Source organism: Pseudomonas sp. A-1 (assembly GCF_004801855.1).
In the GTDB taxonomy this organism is placed as follows: Bacteria; Pseudomonadota; Gammaproteobacteria; order Pseudomonadales; family Pseudomonadaceae; genus Geopseudomonas.
The window spans coordinates 1-17,399 of the sequence record NZ_SSTC01000022.1 but is presented as its reverse complement, the minus strand read 5'-3'; the positions used below and the strand labels follow the sequence as shown (position 1 = coordinate 17,399).

The 17,399-nt window shown below is 68.2% G+C and carries 18 protein-coding genes; 10 read left to right on the top strand and 8 right to left on the bottom strand.

What is annotated here, in order from left to right:
- The 4 genes from E5198_RS06905 (at position 1) to E5198_RS06890 (ending at position 1,898) form a co-directional block, all read left to right on the top strand.
- Positions 1-261 (top strand): RnfH family protein, encoded by a 261-nt coding sequence (locus E5198_RS06905; protein WP_136489268.1) that lies wholly within the window; start codon positions 1-3, stop codon positions 259-261.
- A gap of 23 nt (positions 262-284) precedes the next feature.
- Entirely contained in the window at positions 285-1,004 is a 720-nt protein-coding gene (locus E5198_RS06900; protein WP_136489267.1) for a dinitrogenase iron-molybdenum cofactor biosynthesis protein, read from the top strand.
- A 218-nt stretch (positions 1,005-1,222) separates the two neighbouring features.
- Complete coding sequence (locus E5198_RS06895) at positions 1,223-1,648, top strand: MAPEG family protein (protein ID WP_136489266.1); 426 nt, start codon at positions 1,223-1,225, stop codon at positions 1,646-1,648.
- 13 nt (positions 1,649-1,661) lie between these two features.
- Positions 1,662-1,898 (top strand): hypothetical protein, encoded by a 237-nt coding sequence (locus E5198_RS06890; RefSeq protein ID WP_136489265.1) that lies wholly within the window; start codon positions 1,662-1,664, stop codon positions 1,896-1,898.
- Positions 1,899-1,924: 26 nt separating this feature from the next.
- Here the strand turns inward: E5198_RS06890 and E5198_RS06885 are convergent, their stop codons facing one another.
- The 6 genes from E5198_RS06885 to E5198_RS06860 all read right to left on the bottom strand — a co-directional run bounded on the left by E5198_RS06885 (position 1,925) and on the right by E5198_RS06860 (position 9,791).
- A complete protein-coding gene (locus E5198_RS06885) occupies positions 1,925-3,382 on the bottom strand; it encodes a PLP-dependent aminotransferase family protein (protein WP_136489264.1) in 1,458 nt (485 codons plus the stop codon).
- Between the two features lie 156 nt (positions 3,383-3,538).
- Positions 3,539-3,937, bottom strand: coding sequence for a GNAT family N-acetyltransferase (locus E5198_RS06880; RefSeq protein ID WP_168772492.1), 399 nt, complete (start codon positions 3,935-3,937; stop codon positions 3,539-3,541).
- Between the two features lie 76 nt (positions 3,938-4,013).
- A complete protein-coding gene (locus tag E5198_RS06875; RefSeq protein WP_136489262.1) occupies positions 4,014-4,799 on the bottom strand; it encodes a YhfC family glutamic-type intramembrane protease in 786 nt (261 codons plus the stop codon).
- Between the two features lie 166 nt (positions 4,800-4,965).
- The gene (locus E5198_RS06870; RefSeq protein ID WP_136489261.1) at positions 4,966-6,843 is read right to left on the bottom strand and encodes an MFS transporter; all 1,878 of its coding nucleotides are present in this window, start codon (positions 6,841-6,843) and stop codon (positions 4,966-4,968) included.
- Entirely contained in the window at positions 6,840-8,975 is a 2,136-nt protein-coding gene (gene aas / locus E5198_RS06865; RefSeq protein ID WP_136489260.1) for a bifunctional acyl-ACP--phospholipid O-acyltransferase/long-chain-fatty-acid--ACP ligase, read from the bottom strand. Before aas ends, E5198_RS06870 begins: the two co-directional genes overlap by 4 nt.
- Before the next feature lie 15 nt (positions 8,976-8,990).
- Positions 8,991-9,791 carry an alkaline phytoceramidase gene (locus tag E5198_RS06860; protein ID WP_136489259.1) on the bottom strand — a complete coding sequence of 267 codons (801 nt, stop codon included), beginning with the start codon at positions 9,789-9,791 and terminating at the stop codon, positions 8,991-8,993.
- Between the two features lie 122 nt (positions 9,792-9,913).
- On the opposite strand from E5198_RS06860, the gene E5198_RS06855 reads away from it, so the two are divergent.
- The gene (locus tag E5198_RS06855) at positions 9,914-10,651 is read left to right on the top strand and encodes a helix-turn-helix transcriptional regulator (protein ID WP_136489258.1); all 738 of its coding nucleotides are present in this window, start codon (positions 9,914-9,916) and stop codon (positions 10,649-10,651) included.
- A 102-nt stretch (positions 10,652-10,753) separates the two neighbouring features.
- On the opposite strand, the gene E5198_RS06850 is transcribed toward E5198_RS06855, so the two are convergent.
- Positions 10,754-11,320 (bottom strand): hypothetical protein, encoded by a 567-nt coding sequence (locus E5198_RS06850; RefSeq protein ID WP_136489257.1) that lies wholly within the window; start codon positions 11,318-11,320, stop codon positions 10,754-10,756.
- A gap of 19 nt (positions 11,321-11,339) precedes the next feature.
- Positions 11,340-12,227 carry an SIR2 family protein gene (locus E5198_RS06845; protein WP_136489256.1) on the bottom strand — a complete coding sequence of 296 codons (888 nt, stop codon included), beginning with the start codon at positions 12,225-12,227 and terminating at the stop codon, positions 11,340-11,342.
- Between the two features lie 440 nt (positions 12,228-12,667).
- Here E5198_RS06845 and nifH point away from each other — a divergent pair, with 440 nt between their 5' ends.
- The 5 genes from nifH to E5198_RS06820 form a co-directional block, all read left to right on the top strand.
- Positions 12,668-13,549 (top strand): nitrogenase iron protein, encoded by an 882-nt coding sequence (gene nifH, locus E5198_RS06840; protein WP_136489255.1) that lies wholly within the window; start codon positions 12,668-12,670, stop codon positions 13,547-13,549.
- Between the two features lie 120 nt (positions 13,550-13,669).
- A complete protein-coding gene (nifD, locus tag E5198_RS06835) occupies positions 13,670-15,151 on the top strand; it encodes a nitrogenase molybdenum-iron protein alpha chain (protein ID WP_136489254.1) in 1,482 nt (493 codons plus the stop codon).
- Between the two features lie 110 nt (positions 15,152-15,261).
- A complete protein-coding gene (gene nifK / locus E5198_RS06830; RefSeq protein WP_136489253.1) occupies positions 15,262-16,833 on the top strand; it encodes a nitrogenase molybdenum-iron protein subunit beta in 1,572 nt (523 codons plus the stop codon).
- Positions 16,834-16,961: 128 nt separating this feature from the next.
- The gene (gene nifT, locus E5198_RS06825; protein ID WP_136489252.1) at positions 16,962-17,180 is read left to right on the top strand and encodes a putative nitrogen fixation protein NifT; all 219 of its coding nucleotides are present in this window, start codon (positions 16,962-16,964) and stop codon (positions 17,178-17,180) included.
- 5 nt (positions 17,181-17,185) lie between these two features.
- On the top strand, positions 17,186-17,399 hold a 214-nt coding region (locus E5198_RS06820), incomplete at its 3' end, for a dinitrogenase iron-molybdenum cofactor N-terminal domain-containing protein (protein WP_305956032.1).

Sequence of the window (17,399 nt, the reverse complement as noted above, 5' to 3'; positions counted from 1 at the left end):
ATGAAAGTTGCTGTGGTGTACGCCGCCCCCCGACCGCTGCTGCTGAGCTGCCAGGTCGCCGAGGGCAGCAGCGTGGCGCAGGCCATCGAGCAGTCCGGCCTGCTGCGCTACTGCCCGGAGATCGACCTGAACAAGCACAAGGTCGGCGTGTTCGGCAAGTTCGTGAAGCTGGACAGCCCGCTGAAGGAGGGCGACCGCGTGGAGGTCTACCAGCGCATCACGCGGGTGCTCGACGAAGACGATGACGACGATGACGATTGATTGACCCGCCGAGGAAGCCGCCGATGGATACCGAACCGAACATGAGTCGCGACACCGCACTGCGCATCGCCCTGGCCGCCCGGGCCTTGCCCGGCGTGGCGGTCGGCCAGTTGCTGGAGATCCTCCACCAGCACATCAACGGCCCGCTGACCGAGCAGAGCCTGCAGGGGGTCACAGTCACCGACCTCAAGGTCGGCCTGGCCGGCTCCGAGGAGGACGTCGACCTGCTCGATACGCCGATGAGCGCGCTCAAGGAGGCCGTGCGCATCCTCTGGGGCGAGACCGTGGCCGACGACCTGCCCAGGCCGGTGGCGCTCGCCGAACTGCCGCCCGGCTCGATCCGCGTGGCCGTCGCCTCCAACAATGGCGAGCAGCTCGACGGCCACTTCGGCTCCTGCCTGCGCTTCCTGGTCTACCAGCTCGGCGCCGGCGGCAGGACGCTGGTCGACATCCGTTCGACCCTGGACGGCGACCTCGCCGAGGACAAGAACGCCTGGCGCGTCGAACAGATCGCCGACTGCCAGGTGCTCTGCGTGGTCTCCATCGGCGGCCCGGCGGCGGCCAAGGTGGTCAAGGCCGGCATCCACCCGCTCAAGCAGCCCAAGGGCGGCCCCGCCGCGCAGGTGCTCGACGAACTGCAGCGGGTGATGGCCGACGCGCCGCCGCCGTGGCTGGCCAAGCTGCTCGGCAAGAGCGCGGAGGAGCGGGTGCGGTTCGAGCTGAGCGAGGATGAGGTGGCCTGATAGGCTCTTGTAGGTAGCACAGGTGGAGACTGGGCCGGGGCGGAGGGATCCGCTTCGGCCGTTTTGCTCTTACGGGGTGGCTTCGCAGCCCGGCGCGGTGCCGATGGACAAGGCTCGCGCGGCGGCGTTAACGTCCGACCGGCGGAATGCAGGCATTCGCACCGGGATTGCCTCGCCAGCCCGCATACGGATGAACGGGCACATGGAGGGGCCTGCTGTTGTATCAGACGACTATCTTCTGGCCGGTCGCGGCCCTGATGGGTTGGACCCTGTTGGTCCTCCTGCTGATTCCCTGGCGCCGCCTGCGCGCTGCCTTCGCCGGGCAGCTCACCGCCGAGGACTTCCGCTGCGGCGAGTCGGAGCGGGTGCCGGCGCAGGTGCGGCTGCCGAACCGCGTGTTCATGAACCTGCTGGAAGTGCCGCTGCTGTTCTATGTGCTGGCGCTGATGCTGTTCGTCATCCATGCGGTCGATGGGCTGTTCCTCAGCCTGGCCTGGGCCTACGTGGCCCTGCGCGTTCTGCACAGCCTGATCTACCTGACCTACAACCACGTGATGCACCGCCTGCTGGCCTTCGCCGCCAGCAACCTGCTGGTGGCGGGGATCTGGCTGCGCTTCGTGGTCGTCGTCCTGGGCGGACACTGAGCGAGGTTTGCCCATGGACCAGCTGCTGTCTCTCGTCGTCCGCCTGCTGCTAGCCGACATCGTCGGCGATTTCCTGCTCGGCACCCTGTGCTACTGGCTCGGCTGGCCGTGGGTGAAGCTGCTCACCCTGGGCCGCTATCCGCGCCATGGCTGGCGCAGTGGCCACCGCGAGGAGATCTGGGTGCAGTGCGTCGGCCTCCTCGTGGCTGTGCTGGGCATGATGGCGGCCTTTGGCCAGTTCGACGTCTGAGGCTGCGCCAGGCAACTCGCGAGCACCTAGAACTGCGTCTTCAGCAGGTCGGCGAGCCTGCTGGCCTGCGGGCCGATCGAGTCGGCGTCCACCAGGCCGATGCCGAGCACCAGTCCATGGCGCCGCTCGGCATGGCAGAGCCGGGACAGGGGCAGGGCGCAGAGCCCCTGCGCCTCGAGCATGGCGACCAGCCGGGTGTCGTCCGGTCCCTGCTGCCAGCTGATGGTCAGCTGCAGCCCGCCGCCCTGCTCGGGAATCTTCACGCCCGGCGGAACGCCGGCCTTCAGCGTGTCGATCAGCGTGCGCATGCGAGCGGCATAGATCGCGTTCATCCTGCGGACATGCCGGCGCAGGAAGCCGTGGCGCATGAAATCCGCCAGCGCCAGCTGCAGGTGCACGGGCACCGCCATGCCCGCCAGGCTGGCGACGGCGTGGGTCAGTCTGGCGAAGCGTGGCGGGACGATCAGGTAGGCGACGTGCATGCCCGGGGCCAGGGTCTTGGAGAAGGTGCCCACGTACATCACCCGCTGCGTGCGATCCAGGCCCTGCAGGCTGGCAATCGGCAAGCCCGCATACTGGAACTCGCTGTCGTAGTCGTCCTCGAGAATGACGGCGTCGACCTGCCTGGCGCGTTCGAGCAGGGCGAAGCGCCGCGGCAGGGAGAGGGGCACGCCGCTCGGGTACTGGTGCGACGGGGTGACGTGGATCAGCCGGGGCCTGCTGCGCTCGTGCTCGAAATTCATGCCCTGGGCATCGACGGGGACATCCACGATCCGCGCGCCATGGCCCCGCCAGAGGCCACGCACGCCCGGGTAGCCCGGGTCCTCCAGCCATACGCAGTCGCCCGCCCGCAGGCAGCAGCGCGCCGCGACGTCGAAGGCCGCCTGGGCGGAGGGCAGGACGACGACCTGGGCGGGATCGGCATTCACGTGTCGCGCCTGGGCGACGTGGCGGACGATTTCCGCCTGCAGCGCGGGCACCCCGGTGTAGCCCTCGTAGCTGAGGTCATGGGCGAGCGGGCGGCGGGCCCGAGAGGCCAGGCAGGCGGCCCAGTTCGCGGCGGGGAAGGCGCCGAGGTCGGGCAGCCCCGGACGAAAGGCCCGGCGGGTCACCGCGCTGGGCGGGTCGTCGTTGACCCACAGGGCCGATGCCACGTCCGCCATCGCGCCGGCAGCCGGTTCGCCGGGCATGCCAGTGGCGCCGGCGGGAGGCGCGCGAAACTCGGCGACGCGCGTCGCGGCGCCCTGGCGAGTCTCGAGGTAGCCCTCGAACTTGAGCTGGTCGAGGGCCTCGACCACGGTGCTGCGCGCGATGCCCAGCGCGGCAGCCAGTTGCCGGGTCGAGGGCAGCGCATGGCCGGGGCGTAATCTGCCGGTCACGATCGCCTCGCGCAGTTGCCGGTAGAGTTGCTGGCGCAGCGAATCGCCCGCCTTGTCACGGTCGAGTTGCAGCAGGGAGGCGAGAGCCGTCGACTGGTTTGTCATTTTCTTCAGAACTGGTGCTTATCCGGGCGCCGCGGCCGTCACCCTGGAAACCGCCGAGACCAACGTCGGGGCTCAGCGGCTCTACGAGTCGCTCGGCTACACGCGGGCGACCGGGTTCGTCGGCTACAGCCGAGCAGTCCAGCTTCGGCCTGCTCATCAGTGATCGGGGGCGAGAGTCATGCGCACTACAGGAAATGGCTCCCCATCGCCATCCCTGGCTAGAGTGTGAGTCGGTACAAAGCCGATGGCCTCATAGAAGCGGTGCGCGGCGAGGTTGGCCTGGTAGACGCTGACGTGCAGTCGCTGCTCCGGCGCACGGAGTCTTTGTACCAGCGCCCTGCCGATACCTCGCCCCTGCCAGGCCGGGGATACGAACAGGCCGGCCAGTTCGTCACCGCAAAGACACGCGAAGCCGATCACTGCGTCGGATGCCACGCAAACCCATGTTTCGGCGGCCGCGATCCAGGTCGAGCGCAGGCTGGCGGCCTGCCGGGTCAGTACGGCTTCGGGAAGGAAGGGGTGTCCCTTGCGGCTGGCGTCCTGCCAGACGGTCATGCAGTCCTCCAGGTCATGGGGCAGGTAAGGGCGAATCGTCCACGAGTTCATGCTCAGGTGATGCTCCAGGTGAGTGTCAGTACTTCGCGAGGGCTGCGGCGCTATGCCGCCACACCGGCACGACCACCAGCAGGGCGAGCGACAGGTAGAAGATTTCGATTGCCCACAACGGCAGCGTCCCGGTGTGGAACAGGGCGGCCGGCACGTCGATCAGGGCATGGGCCAGCACGGCAGCGGCGAGCCAGGCCGCTCGCCGCCGCTCGATGGCGTTCCAGAGCATCCACACCAGGCCGATCTGCAGCACGACCGCGGCGGCGCGCTCGGTCAGCAACCAGATCGCCGTTGCTGCGTCGAGAGCCGCGATCCGCTGCTGCAGGGCGGCGACGGCCGCGGCCGGCATACCGTCCTGCAGGCGTGCCAGCAGCTCGCCGTCGCTGGCGAGCTGCAGCAGTTGGACGTGGCCGCTGCCCACCACCCAGGTTTCGCAGATGGCGTAGCCCGCGGCGAAGCTGAGCACCCAGGGCTTGGCGAGCGTCCGTCGGCGGTGCCCCGCACGCAGGGCGATCCACTTGCCGGTTTCCTCGAACAGGCCCGCGATGCCGGCGCTGCCCAGGACGAACGCAAGCAGGGCCGCAGCGTCCGCCGGGCCGGGGATGGGCAGCGGACCTGTGGCCGCCTGCCCGAGGGGCTTGAGCACGAGGGCGAAGGCCACGAAGGTCAGCGCGCCCCACAGGGCCGGCCGCAGCCCCTGGCGGCAGGCGCGGACGACGGCCACGACGAAGGTCGCGCTGACCAGCGCGAGTGCGGTCAGCGTCAGGCTGTTGAGCAGTATCGGATCGGTCAGCGCGACGCTGGATGACATGCACAGGGCTCCCCGTTGAACGATGCGGCCGCCGCCCCGGCGTTCGGGCCCGCCGAGGCGGCCGGTGCGCGGCGGTCAATCCTGCCCGCTCGATGCGCGGGGGGGAAGGATCAGTTCGCCCAGCCCGGGCATACCAGTTGCCAGCGCCAGGCAGGGGCAGTCACGGCTAAGCAACCTCGCCGCGCAGCTTGATCACCTTCTGCCGCAACACCTCCGGCTCGGCTGCCTGCGCCGCCACCGGCTCGCCCACCTTGAGGGTGACGCGGCGCAGCGGATGCAGCTGGCCGAGGCGCCGCAGCAGTGAAGTGGCCCGGCGCGAGAACGGGCTGGCCCACAGCCCGGACAGCGCCATGGGCAGCACCGCCACCGGGTGGCGCCTGAGGATGCGCTGGATGCCGGGGCGGAACGGGCCGACTTCGCCGTCCGGAGTCAGGCGGCCTTCGGGGAAGATCGCCACCAGCTCACCAGCGGCCAGCGCCGCGGCCACCTCGGCATAGGCCTTCTCCAGCAGCGCGGCATCCTCCTTGGCCGGGGCGATGGGGATGGCGCGGGCGTGGCGGAACACGAACGACAGCAGCGGCCAGCGGAAGATGCGGTGGTCCATCACGAAGCGGATCGGCCGGCGGCAGGCGGCGGCGATCACCAGGGCGTCGACGTAGCTGACGTGGTTGCACACCAAGAGCGCCGGGCCGCTCTGCGGGATGTGCTCGACGCCCTGCTTGTCCAGGCGGTAGACCGAGTGCACCAGCAGCCAGTCGAGGAAGCGCAGCAGGAACTCCGGCACCAGCCGGTAGATGTACACGGCGACCAGCGCGTTGATCAGCGCGGCGGCAGCGAACAGCTCGGGAATCGACAGCCCGGCGGCGAGCATCCCGGCCGCGGCGCCGGCGCCGACCACCATGAACAGCGCATTGAGGATGTTGTTGGCGGCGACGATCCGCGCGCGGTGCGCCGCGGCCGAGCGCAGCTGCATCAGCGCGTACAGCGGCACGATGAAGAAGCCGCCGAACAGGCCCAAGGCGAACAGGTCGAACAGCACGCGCAGGGTACCCGGCGCCTGCAGCAGCTCGGCCAGCGCCAGCGGCGCCGGCGGCGGCACGGCCGGCGAGGCGAAGGCCAGATCGAGACCGAAGACGGTCAGGCCGATCGAGCCGAGTGGCACCAGGCCGATCTCCACCAGCTTGCCGGACAGCCGCTCGCAGAGCATGGAGCCGGCGCCTATCCCTAAGGTGAAGATGCCGAGCAAGAGGGTCACGCCGCTCTCGCTGCCGCCCAGCACGTCCTTGGCGTAGGCCGGGAACTGGGCGAGCAGCAGTGCGCCGTACAGCCAGAACCAGGAGATGCCGAGGATCGACAGGAACACCGTGCGGTTCTCGCGGGCGAAGCCGATGTTGCGCCAGGTCTCGCTCAGCGGGTTGGGGTTGACCTTCAGTTGCGGTTCGGGGGCCGGCGCGGCGGGGATGGCCAGGCTGCTCCAGTAGCCGACCACGGCGACCGCCAGGCAGGCGGCGGTGATCCACAGGCTGCCGCCCTCGACGGCGGCGAGCAGACCGCCGGCCAGGGTGCCGATCAGGATGGCGACGAAGGTGCCGGCCTCGATCAGCGCGTTGCCGCCGACCAGCTCGTCCTCGTGCAGGTGCTGGGGGAGGATGGCGTACTTCACCGGGCCGAACAGGGTCGACTGCAGGCCGAGCAGGAACAGCGCGGCGAGCAGCAGCTCCAGGCTGTGCGCCCAGAAGCCGGCGCCGGCGAGCAGGACGATGACGATCTCCAGCAGCTTGGTCCAGCGCGCCAGGGTGGCCTTGTCGTACTTGTCGGCGAGCTGGCCGGCGGTGGCGGAGAACAGGAAGAACGGCAGGATGAACAGGCCGGCCGCCAGGTTGGCCAGCAGGCCGATGGACAGGCTGGTCCACTGCGCGGCCTGGAAGGTCAGCAGCACCACCAGGGCGTTCTTGTACAGGTTGTCGTTGAACGCGCCGAGGAACTGGGTGACGAACAGCGGGGCGAAGCGGCGTGCCCTGAGCAGGTCGAGCGGCGAACTCATGACGGCTGCTCCGTGGCGGCGAGGCGCTTGAGGGCGACGTGGTCGGTCTTGCCGGTGCCGAGCAGCGGCAGGGCGTCGAGGCGGCGGATGTCGCGCGGCACCGCCAGCTCGCTGGCGCCCAGGCGTCGCGCGGCGGCCAGCAGCTGCTCGCGGGCCAGCTCGGGGGCGGTGGTGAACAGCACCAGTGCCTCGCCCTTGGCGGCGTCGCCTCGGGTCGCCGCGGCGTGGGCGAAGCCGGGCGCGGCCTCGCCGGCGATCTGCTCGACCACCTCCAGCGAGACCATCTCGCCGGCCAGCTTGGCGAAGCGCTTGAGGCGGCCGCGGATGTGCAGGAAGCCGTCGGCGTCGAGCTCGACGATGTCGCCGGTGGCGTACCAGCCGGGGCGGATCGCCGGCGGGGCCTGGATCACCCCGGGCTGGTCGAACAGCAGGTAGCCCTTGAGCAGGTTCGGGCCGTGCAGGTGCAGGGCGCCGCCATGGTCGATGCCCGGTACCGGTTCCAGCTCATGCTCGATGCCCGGCAGCAGCTGGCCGACGCTGCCGCGCCGGCAGGCCATCGGCACGTTGACCGCCACCACCGGCGCGCACTCGGTGATGCCGTAGCCTTCGAGGATGCGGATGCCGAACCTGTCGATCCAGGTCTGGCGCACCTCTTCGTTGAGGCGCTCGGCGCCGGCCACCACGTAGCGCAGGCGGCCGAAGTCGTAGGGGTGGGCGTACTTGGCGTAGTTGCCGAGGAAGGTCGAGGTGCCGAACAGCACGCTGCAGTCGCGGTCGTAGACCAGCTCGGGGACGATGCGGTAGTGCAGCGGGCTGGGATAGAGGAACACCTTGCAGCCGGACACCAGCGGCAGCAGCACGCCGCAGGTCAGGCCGAAGGAGTGGAACAGCGGCAGCGCCATCATGAACTTGTCGAGCGGGGTGAAGTCGGCCACCGCGCGCACCTGGGCGACGTTGGCCAGCAGCGAGTCATGCGAGTGCACCACGCCCTTGGGCTTGCCCTCCGAGCCGGAGGTGAACAGCACCAGCGCCGGATCGTCGGGGCTCTGCGCCGCGGCCGCGCGCTGGGGCATCAGCAGGTGGGCGAGCAGCCACAGGCGGTCGGTGAGCGTCAGCTCGGCCTTGAGGTCCTCCAGGTAGAGCACGCGGACGCCCTCGAGCCCGTCGAGCAGGCCGCCGAGGCGTGCCTTGTCGACGAAGGTGCGCGAGGCGACCACGGTGCGGATGGCGGCGGCGGTGCAGGCCGCCTGCAGGCCGTCTTTGCCTGCGGTGTAGTTGAGCATCGCCGGGATGCGCGTATTCAGCGACAGGCCGAGCACCAGGCCGAGGGTCGGCGCGGCGTTGGGGGTGAGCACGCCGACGATCTCGCCGGGCGCGGTGTGGCGGCTGAGCAGGCGACCGAGGCCGAGGGCCATCTTCAGCAGCGAGCCGTAGGACTCCTCGACCATGCGCACGTCCTCGACCAGCTGGTAGTCGCTGCCGAACACTGCCTTGGCGTCGAGGAAGGCTTCGAACAGGGTGCGCCGCGGCCGGCTGGCCACCAGCATGTCGAGCAGGATGTGGCGCATCAGCTCGCCGGCGCGGCGGCGGCGCTGCTTGGCCGAGGGCAGCGCCGGCATGGCGATCTGCCGCGGCGGCTGCACGTACAGGTCGACCTGCGGCAGCAGGCGGCGCGGATAGACCCCGGCCAGGCGGCCGAAGTAGCTGCGCGCGGCGCCGTCGATGCGCACCGGCACCACGGTGGCGCCGGTCCTGGCGGCGACGAAGCCGGCGCCGTCGTAGACCTTCATCAGCGAGCCGGTGCGGGTGATGCGCCCCTCGGGGAAGATCACCACCGGCCGGCCGCTCTCCACCAGGCGGACGATCTGCTTCATCGCCAGCGGGCTGGTCGAGTCCACCGCCAGGTGCGGCACGAAGCGCAGCAGGAAACCCAGCAGCGGGCGGCTGGCGATCTGCGAGTGCACCACGAAGGTAGCGTCCACCGGCAGGAACAGGCCGAGCAGCAGGCCGTCGAGGAAGGATTCGTGGTTGGCGACGATCAGCGTGCGCGGGTTGGCGAACACGTCGGTATCGCCGTGCACCCGGACGCGCAGCAGGCGCTGCAGCAGGTTGCGCAGGAGGAGCTTGAGCATGATCGGTCCCTGAGCTCAGGAGTGGTGGAGGGAATGGCGCGATGGTGCCACCGCGTCCGTGTCGCTGGCCAGCGGCGCGCGCCGCGCCAGCTGGGCGACCACCACCGCGGTGGCGGCGGCGGATAGCAGGTGCTTGAGGGTATGCCCGGTCAGCGGGGCGAGCAGGGCGGCCAGCTGGTGGTCGAGCAGCTCGGCGAGCTTGGCCAGCAGGTACAGGCCCATGGCACCAGCGAAGGCCAGGCGCTCGCCGCGCGGGCGGCCATGCAGCCACTGCCACAGCGGGATCAGCACGATGGTCAGCAGCTGCAGCAGCAGGTAGGGGCGCAGGTCGCCGACGCCGGTCAGCGCGGTGACGTACCACCAGACCACGCCGGCCAGCGCGAAGGCTCCGAGCAGGGCGGCGAAGGCGCGGCCATCGCGTTGCCGACAATCGGCCCACACCCCGGCCAGCAGCCCGGCGCTCGCCAGGGCGATCGGCAGGCGGTCCCACAGCAGGCGGTGGTCGTCGGGGGCCAGGTGGTACCAGCTCGAACCCGCGGCGGTGAGCAGCAGGCCGGCGAGGAACAGCGCGTAGCCCGGCCAGCTGTGCGCGAAGTGGCTGTGGCGGCGCGGCGCCAGGCGCCACAGCCCCCACAGGGCGACCACGGCGAAGCCGAGGTTGGACAGCACGTCGCAGAAGTGGGGGATGCCGAACAGGGTCAGGCGGTCGGCGAAGGCGTGGTAGTCCTCGAGCTGGGCGATGGGCCCGTGCAGCAGGGCGGCGGCCGACAGCAGCAGGGTGAGCAGCAGCGGCAGATGGCGGGAGCAGCGATCCATGGCGGTCTCCAGGGGATAGGTGAGCCGAGCATGGCCTCGGGAAGCGTGATGCGAAACTCCGTCGGAAAAGGTCGCATCGCGTACGCTGCCAGGTATCGAAAAACGCTACTTCTACTTGCCCCATGAGTGAACTCGACCAGCTGCTGTCCACCCTCAAGCGCCAGCTCAAGGCGCGCGGCATGACCTATCGCGACCTGGCCGGCCAGCTCGACCTCTCCGAGGCCAGCGTCAAGCGCCTGTTCGCCAGCGGCAGCTTCAGCCTGGAGCGCCTGCTGCAGATCGCCAATCTGCTCGGCTTCACCCTCGCCGAGCTGAGCCAGGAGGCCGCCGCCAGCGGCCAGCGCCTGCACACCCTGAGCGAGGCCCAGGAGCGCGAGCTGGTCTCCGACGACCGCCTGCTGCTGGTGGCGGTGTGCGTGCTCAACCAGTGGCGCCTGGCCGACATCCTCAGCGTATACCGCCTCAGCGAGAGCGAGGCGATCCGCTGCCTGGCGCGCCTCGACCGCCTGCGGCTGATCGAGCTGCTGCCCGGCAACCGCGTGCGCCTCAACGTGGCGCGCGACTTCGACTGGCGGCCCGACGGGCCGATCCAGCGCTTCTTCCTGCGCCAGGGCCTCGGCGAGTTCCTCGCCAGCGATTTCGCTGGCGCCGACCAGTCCCTCGGCTTCGCCCACGGCATGCTCACCGAGGCGGCGCTGGCCCAGCTGCAGGCCGAGGTGCGCCGCCTGCGCCAGCGCTTCGCCGAGCTGCACGAGGAGAGCCTGGCCGCGCCCCTGGCCAGGCGCCGCGGCTGCGGCCTGCTGCTGGCGCTGCGCGAGTGGGAGCTGGGCGCGTTCACTGCGCTGCGCCGCGAGCCCTGAAAAGTGCCTGCTCCTGCGGGGCGGACGCCGAAAACAAGACTCCCCCAGGAGCGGGGGAGTGGCTTAGCTGCCGAAAGGGACTCTGGAGAAGTGGTGCAGGACTCAGACCGGACCGCGGTGCTCGCGCTTGACGGTGCTGACGAAGGCCAGGCACTGCTCGAAGCTCAGGCTGTCGAGCTTCGGCTTGTAGTCGGCCAGGCCCTCGGCCATGGTGATCACCTTGTCCTCGGCGCTCTGGCCCTTGAAGTCGTCCTTGTCCAGGCGCAGGTCGTCCATCAGAGTCTGCCAGGCCGCGCCGCCGTCCGGGTGCGGCAGCAGGATGATGCCGACGCCGTCGAGGTCGGTGGCCAGCGCCTTGGTCAGGTCCTCGACGTAGAACAGCACGCGGATGTCGGCGGCCAGGTCGTGGCGGTAGCGCTCGACGAACAGCGGCACCTCGGCCAGGTGGACGACGATGCCGCTGACCATGGCCAGCTTGTCGCCCTTGACCAGCACGGTAGCCTGCTTGACCACCGCGGTCGGCGGCAGGCGGCGGCCGGCGTCGTCGGCGATCTCGCCCTCGGCCAGCACCAGGTCGCCGCGGTAGGCGTAGGTGTCGGCCTGGCTGGTGGCGCCGTTGACGCTCAGGTTGCAGAGGAGGTTCTTCTCTTCGTAGGTTTTCAGCAGCATGGTGAGGCTCTCTTGTCGATCAAGGGATTCGGGCCACGAGCGTGGCGGTGGGGTTGCCGGCCGGGATGGCGGGTGCGGCTGCCGCGAGCAGCTCGCTCCAGTCGGCCTCGACCAGCTGAAGGTTCTTGCGCGCGCAGACCTTGCGTTCCTTGTCGGTCGGCTCGGCGATCAGCACCCAGCCGGCCGGTTCGGCGGCGTCGTGGATCAGGTCGCTCATCACCATGCGCTCGGTGTCGCGGTTGAAGCGCATGCCGAGGAACAGGTAGCGCTTGTTCTTGCGGCGCAGCTTGAGCCAGGCCGGCACGGCGAAGCCGCCCATCAGCTCGGTGATGTAGTCGACGAAGTCGGCGTCCGAGGCGACAAAGCTCGGCCGGGGCAGCGGTGTGCCGAGCGGCTTGAACAGCACCGGCAGGGCGGTGTCGACCTCGGCCAGCTCGATGGAGCGGTAGCGCTCGCCCTCCCACTGGTAGAGGTCGAAGCGATAGGGGGTGGCGGCGATGCGTGCGGCGCCGACCACCAGGGTGTGCGGGCGCTCGGCGTAGCGGCGCTGCAGCAGGTTGTCGCGGTTGCAGTCGATGAGGTAGGGCAGCTCCAGGTCGGCCAGCCACTGGTGCACGGGCGACGCCGTCCAGTTGTCGCCGGCGTAGGCCTGGGTCAGGAAGCGCTCGATGAAGCTGCGGCCCTTCTTGTTCTCCAGGTGCATGGCGGCGCGCGGGAACTCGTACATCAGCCGCGGCGACATCGGCTGGCCGCCGGTCATGGCGAGGATCAGGCTGTCGCTGTCGGCCGGCATCGGTCGGCCGCTGTCGCGGTCGGCCACCCCGCGCAGCACCTCGGGCCCCAGGTAGGGCACCACATGGCCCGTACGGAGCTCGGCGAGGATTTCGTTGATCAGGCTGCTGTTCACAGGGTTCTCCTGCTGGATGGTGCGTGATGGCGCGTTGAGCTACGCAATATCCGCACCACTCCCGCATGAGAGAGGCAAGTCATTGATATTCAATGATTAATCAATTGCGCCCGGAATCCTGGGTAATTATCCGGCCCGACAATAGGAAGTGCGCGGCCGACAATTGTCATGTTTGCCACAGGCCCCGGTGGCGAACTTTTCCGGCAATAAGGAAGGGGTTGAGAAGTTTGTTGGGTTGTCGCCATTGCCACATGTCTTGCGGGGATTTTGTTGTGTCCCGAACCGCTTCCGCTGTTTCTCGCCTTTATTGAAATTCCTTTGGATACAACGGCTTGCGAGTGTTTTTTGCGGCTGGCACAGACACTGCATTGACCAGGTTGCGCAGGCTTGTTCGGGCCTACAGCCCACGACAGTGGAAACGAAACCTGAGGAACTCAATTATGGCAATGCGTCAATGCGCTATCTACGGCAAGGGTGGGATCGGCAAGTCCACGACCACCCAGAACCTGGTCGCCGCCCTGGCCGAAATGGGCAATAAGGTGATGATCGTCGGCTGCGACCCGAAGGCCGACTCCACTCGCCTGATCCTGCACTCCAAGGCCCAGAACACCATCATGGAAATGGCCGCCGAGGCCGGCACCGTGGAAGACCTCGAGCTGGAGGACGTGCTCAAGGTCGGCTTCGGTGGCGTCAAGTGCGTCGAGTCGGGCGGCCCGGAGCCGGGCGTCGGCTGCGCCGGCCGTGGCGTGATCACCGCGATCAACTTCCTCGAAGAGGAAGGCGCCTATGACGACGACCTCGACTTCGTGTTCTACGACGTGCTCGGCGACGTGGTGTGCGGTGGCTTCGCCATGCCCATCCGCGAGAACAAGGCCCAGGAAATCTACATCGTCTGCTCCGGCGAGATGATGGCCATGTACGCCGCCAACAACATCTCCAAGGGCATCGTGAAGTACGCCAACTCCGGTGGCGTGCGTCTGGCCGGGCTGATCTGCAACAGCCGCAACACCGACCGCGAAGACGAACTGATCATCGCCCTGGCCGAGAAACTGGGCACCCAGATGATCCACTTCGTGCCGCGCGACAACGTGGTACAGCGCGCCGAAATCCGCCGCATGACCGTCATCGAGTACGACCCGCAGGCCAAGCAGGCCGACGAGTACCGCGCCCTGGCCAGCAAGATCGTCAGCAACAAGAAGCTGATCATCCCGACCCCGATCACCATGGACGAGCTGGAAGCGCTGCTGATGGAGTTCGGCATCATGGAAGAAGAGGACATGAGCATCGTCGGCAAGACCGCTGCCGAGGAAGTCAGCGCCTGAGCGCATCGCTCGTAGGACGGGGCAGGGCAGATGGGCCCTGCCGGAGCGTCGCACTGCGCCAGGCGCAGTGCGGCCCATCCGTTACCCGCACATGAACGCAAGGCAAGAGGAGTCATACCCATGTCCGGTATGTCGCGCGAAGAGGTCGAATCCCTCATCCAGGAAGTCCTGGAAGTCTATCCCGAGAAAGCCCGCAAGGACCGCGCCAAGCACCTGGCGGTCAACGACCAGTCGGTCGCCCAGTCGAAGAAGTGCATCACCTCCAACAAGAAGTCGCTGCCTGGTCTGATGACCATCCGCGGCTGCGCCTACGCCGGCTCCAAGGGCGTGGTCTGGGGGCCGATCAAGGACATGATCCACATCTCCCACGGCCCGGTGGGCTGCGGCCAGTATTCGCGTGCCGGCCGCCGCAACTACTACATCGGCACCACCGGGGTGAACGCCTTCGTCACCATGAACTTCACCTCGGACTTCCAGGAGAAGGACATCGTCTTCGGCGGCGACAAGAAGCTCGGCAAGCTGATCGACGAGGTGGAAACCCTGTTCCCGCTGAACAAAGGCATCTCCGTGCAGTCCGAGTGCCCGATCGGCCTGATCGGCGACGACATCGAGGCGGTGTCGAAGAAGAAGGCCGCCGAGCACGACACCACCGTGGTGCCGGTGCGCTGCGAGGGCTTCCGCGGCGTGTCGCAGTCCCTCGGCCACCACATCGCCAACGACGCCGTGCGCGACTGGGTGCTGGGCGCCCGCGACGAGGACAACTCCTTCGCCACCACCCCCTACGACGTGGCGATCATCGGCGACTACAACATCGGCGGCGACGCCTGGTCCTCGCGCATCCTGCTCGAGGAAATGGGCCTGCGCGTGGTCGCCCAGTGGTCCGGCGACGGTTCCATCTCCGAGATCGAGCTGACCCCCAAGGTCAAGCTGAATCTGGTGCACTGCTACCGCTCGATGAACTACATCTCCCGGCACATGGAAGAGAAGTACGGCATCCCATGGATGGAGTACAACTTCTTCGGCCCGACCAAGACCATCGAGTCGCTGCGCGCCATCGCCGCCCAGTTCGACGAGGCGATCCAGGCCAAGTGCGAAGAAGTCATCGCCAAGTACCAGCCGGAGTGGGAAGCCATCGTCGCCAAGTACCGCCCGCGCCTGGAAGGCAAGCGCGTCATGCTGTACATCGGCGGCCTGCGTCCGCGCCACGTGATCGGCGCCTACGAGGACCTGGGCATGGAAGTGGTCGGCACCGGCTACGAGTTCGCCCACAACGACGACTACGACCGCACCATCAAGGAAATGGGCAACGCGACCCTGCTCTACGACGACGTCACCGGCTACGAATTCGAGGAATTCGTCAAGAAGGTCAAGCCCGACCTGATCGGCTCCGGTATCAAGGAGAAGTTCATCTTCCAGAAGATGGGCATCCCCTTCCGCCAGATGCACTCCTGGGACTACTCCGGCCCGTACCACGGCTTCGACGGCTTCGCCATCTTCGCCCGCGACATGGACATGACCCTCAACAACCCGTGCTGGAAGAAGCTGCAGGCTCCCTGGCAGAAGGCCGCAGAGGCCGAGCTGAAAGTCGCCGCCAGCGCCTGATAGTCCGCAATCGTACGAGCCGTCCGCTGCGGCCGGCCCACCCCCCGGGGCCGCCCGCAGCCGACATCCGCCATCGCCAGCACAGATGAGTGCGGCGCAGGAGAACAGTCATGAGCCAGCAAGTCGACAACATCAAACCCAGCTACCCGCTGTTCCGCGACCAGGAATACAAGGACATGCTTGCCCGCAAGCGCGATGACTTCGAGGAGAAGCATCCGCAGGACAAGATCGACGAAGTGTTCCAGTGGACCACCACCAGGGAATACCAGGAACTCAACTTCGCGCGCGAAGCGCTGACCATCAACCCGGCCAAGGCCTGCCAGCCGCTCGGCGCCGTGCTCTGCGCCCTCGGCTTCGAGAAGACCATGCCCTACGTGCATGGCTCGCAGGGCTGCGTGGCCTACTTCCGCACCTACTTCAACCGCCACTTCCGCGAGCCGGTGTCCTGCGTGTCCGACTCGATGACCGAGGACGCGGCGGTGTTCGGCGGCCAGCAGAACATGAAGGACGGCCTGCAGAACTGCAAGGCGACCTACAAGCCGGACATGATCGCGGTGTCCACCACCTGCATGGCCGAGGTGATCGGCGACGACCTCAACGCCTTCATCAACAACTCGAAGAAGGAAGGGTTCATCCCCGACGAGTACCCGGTGCCGTTCGCCCACACCCCGAGCTTCGTCGGCAGCCACGTCACCGGCTGGGACAACATGTTCGAGGGCATCGCCCGCTACTTCACCCTGAACCACATGGAAGACAAGGTGGTCGGCAGCAACCACAAGGTCAACGTGGTGCCGGGCTTCGAGACCTACCTGGGCAACTTCCGCGTGATCAAGCGCATGCTCAAGGAAATGGATGTCGGCTACAGCTTCCTCTCCGACCCGGAGGAAGTGCTCGACACCCCGGCCGACGGCCAGTTCCGCATGTACGCCGGCGGCACCACCCAGGACGAGATCAAGGACGCGCCGAACGCCATCACCACCCTGCTGCTGCAGCCCTGGCAGCTGGAAAAGACCAGGAAGCTGGTCGAGAACACCTGGAAGCACGAGGTTCCCAAGCTCAACATCCCGATGGGCCTGGACTGGACCGACGAGTTCCTGATGAAGATCAGCGAAGCCACCGGCCAGCCGATCCCGGCCAGCCTGGAAAAGGAGCGCGGTCGCCTGGTCGACATGATCACCGACTCGCACACCTGGCTGCACGGCAAGAAGTTCGCCATCTGGGGCGACCCGGACTTCGTCATGGGCCTGGCCAAGTTCCTGCTGGAGCTGGGTTGCGAGCCGACCCACATCCTCTGCAACAACGGCAACAAGCGCTGGAAGAAGGCCATGGACACGATCCTGGAGTCCTCGCCGTACGGCAAGGACTGCACCGTGTACATCGGCAAGGACCTCTGGCACCTGCGCTCGCTGGTGTTCACCGACAAGCCGGACTTCATGATCGGCAACAGCTACGGCAAGTTCATCCAGCGCGACACCCTGCACAAGGGCAAGGAGTTCGAGGTGCCGCTGATCCGCATCGGCTTCCCGATCTTCGACCGTCACCACCTGCACCGCTCCACCACCCTCGGCTACGAGGGCGCCATGCAGATGCTCACCACCATCGTCAACGCGGTGCTCGAGCGTCTCGACGAGGAAACCCGTGGCATGCAGGTCACCGACTACAACTACGACCTGGTTCGCTGAGTCGCAGCCCGTAGCGGTACCGGCCGGGGCGGCTGCGCCGCTCCGGCCCGCCCAGCAACACTGTCCGCCGGCGCCGGGTCCAGGCCCCCGGCGCCGGCGGACAGCCCATCCCGAACCGGAGAGCCGCCATGCCCAGCGTCATGATCCGCCGCAACCCCCAAGGTCAGCTGACCTTCTACATCGCCAAGAAGGACCAGGAAGAGATCGTCGTCGCCCTCGAGCACGACAGCGCCGAACTGTGGGGCGGCGAGGTCACCCTCGGCGACGGTTCCAGCTACTGGATCGAGCCGATCCCCCAGCCCAAACTGCCGATCACCCTGCGCGCCAAGCGGGCCGGCGAGGCCTGACGGTCATGAGCGCGCATCCCCCCCGGCATGCGCCGCTGCCCGCCCACCTGGCCCTGCGCATCGCCCTGGCCGCCCGTGCGCTCAGGGGCATCGACACCGCCCACCTACTGCGCGCGCTGATCGCCGCGGTCGGCGACCCCATCACCGAGGCCCGCCTGCGCAAGCTGCGCGCCGCGCGCCTGCAGGCCCGCCTGCAGGACACCGCGCCGCCCGGCGCCG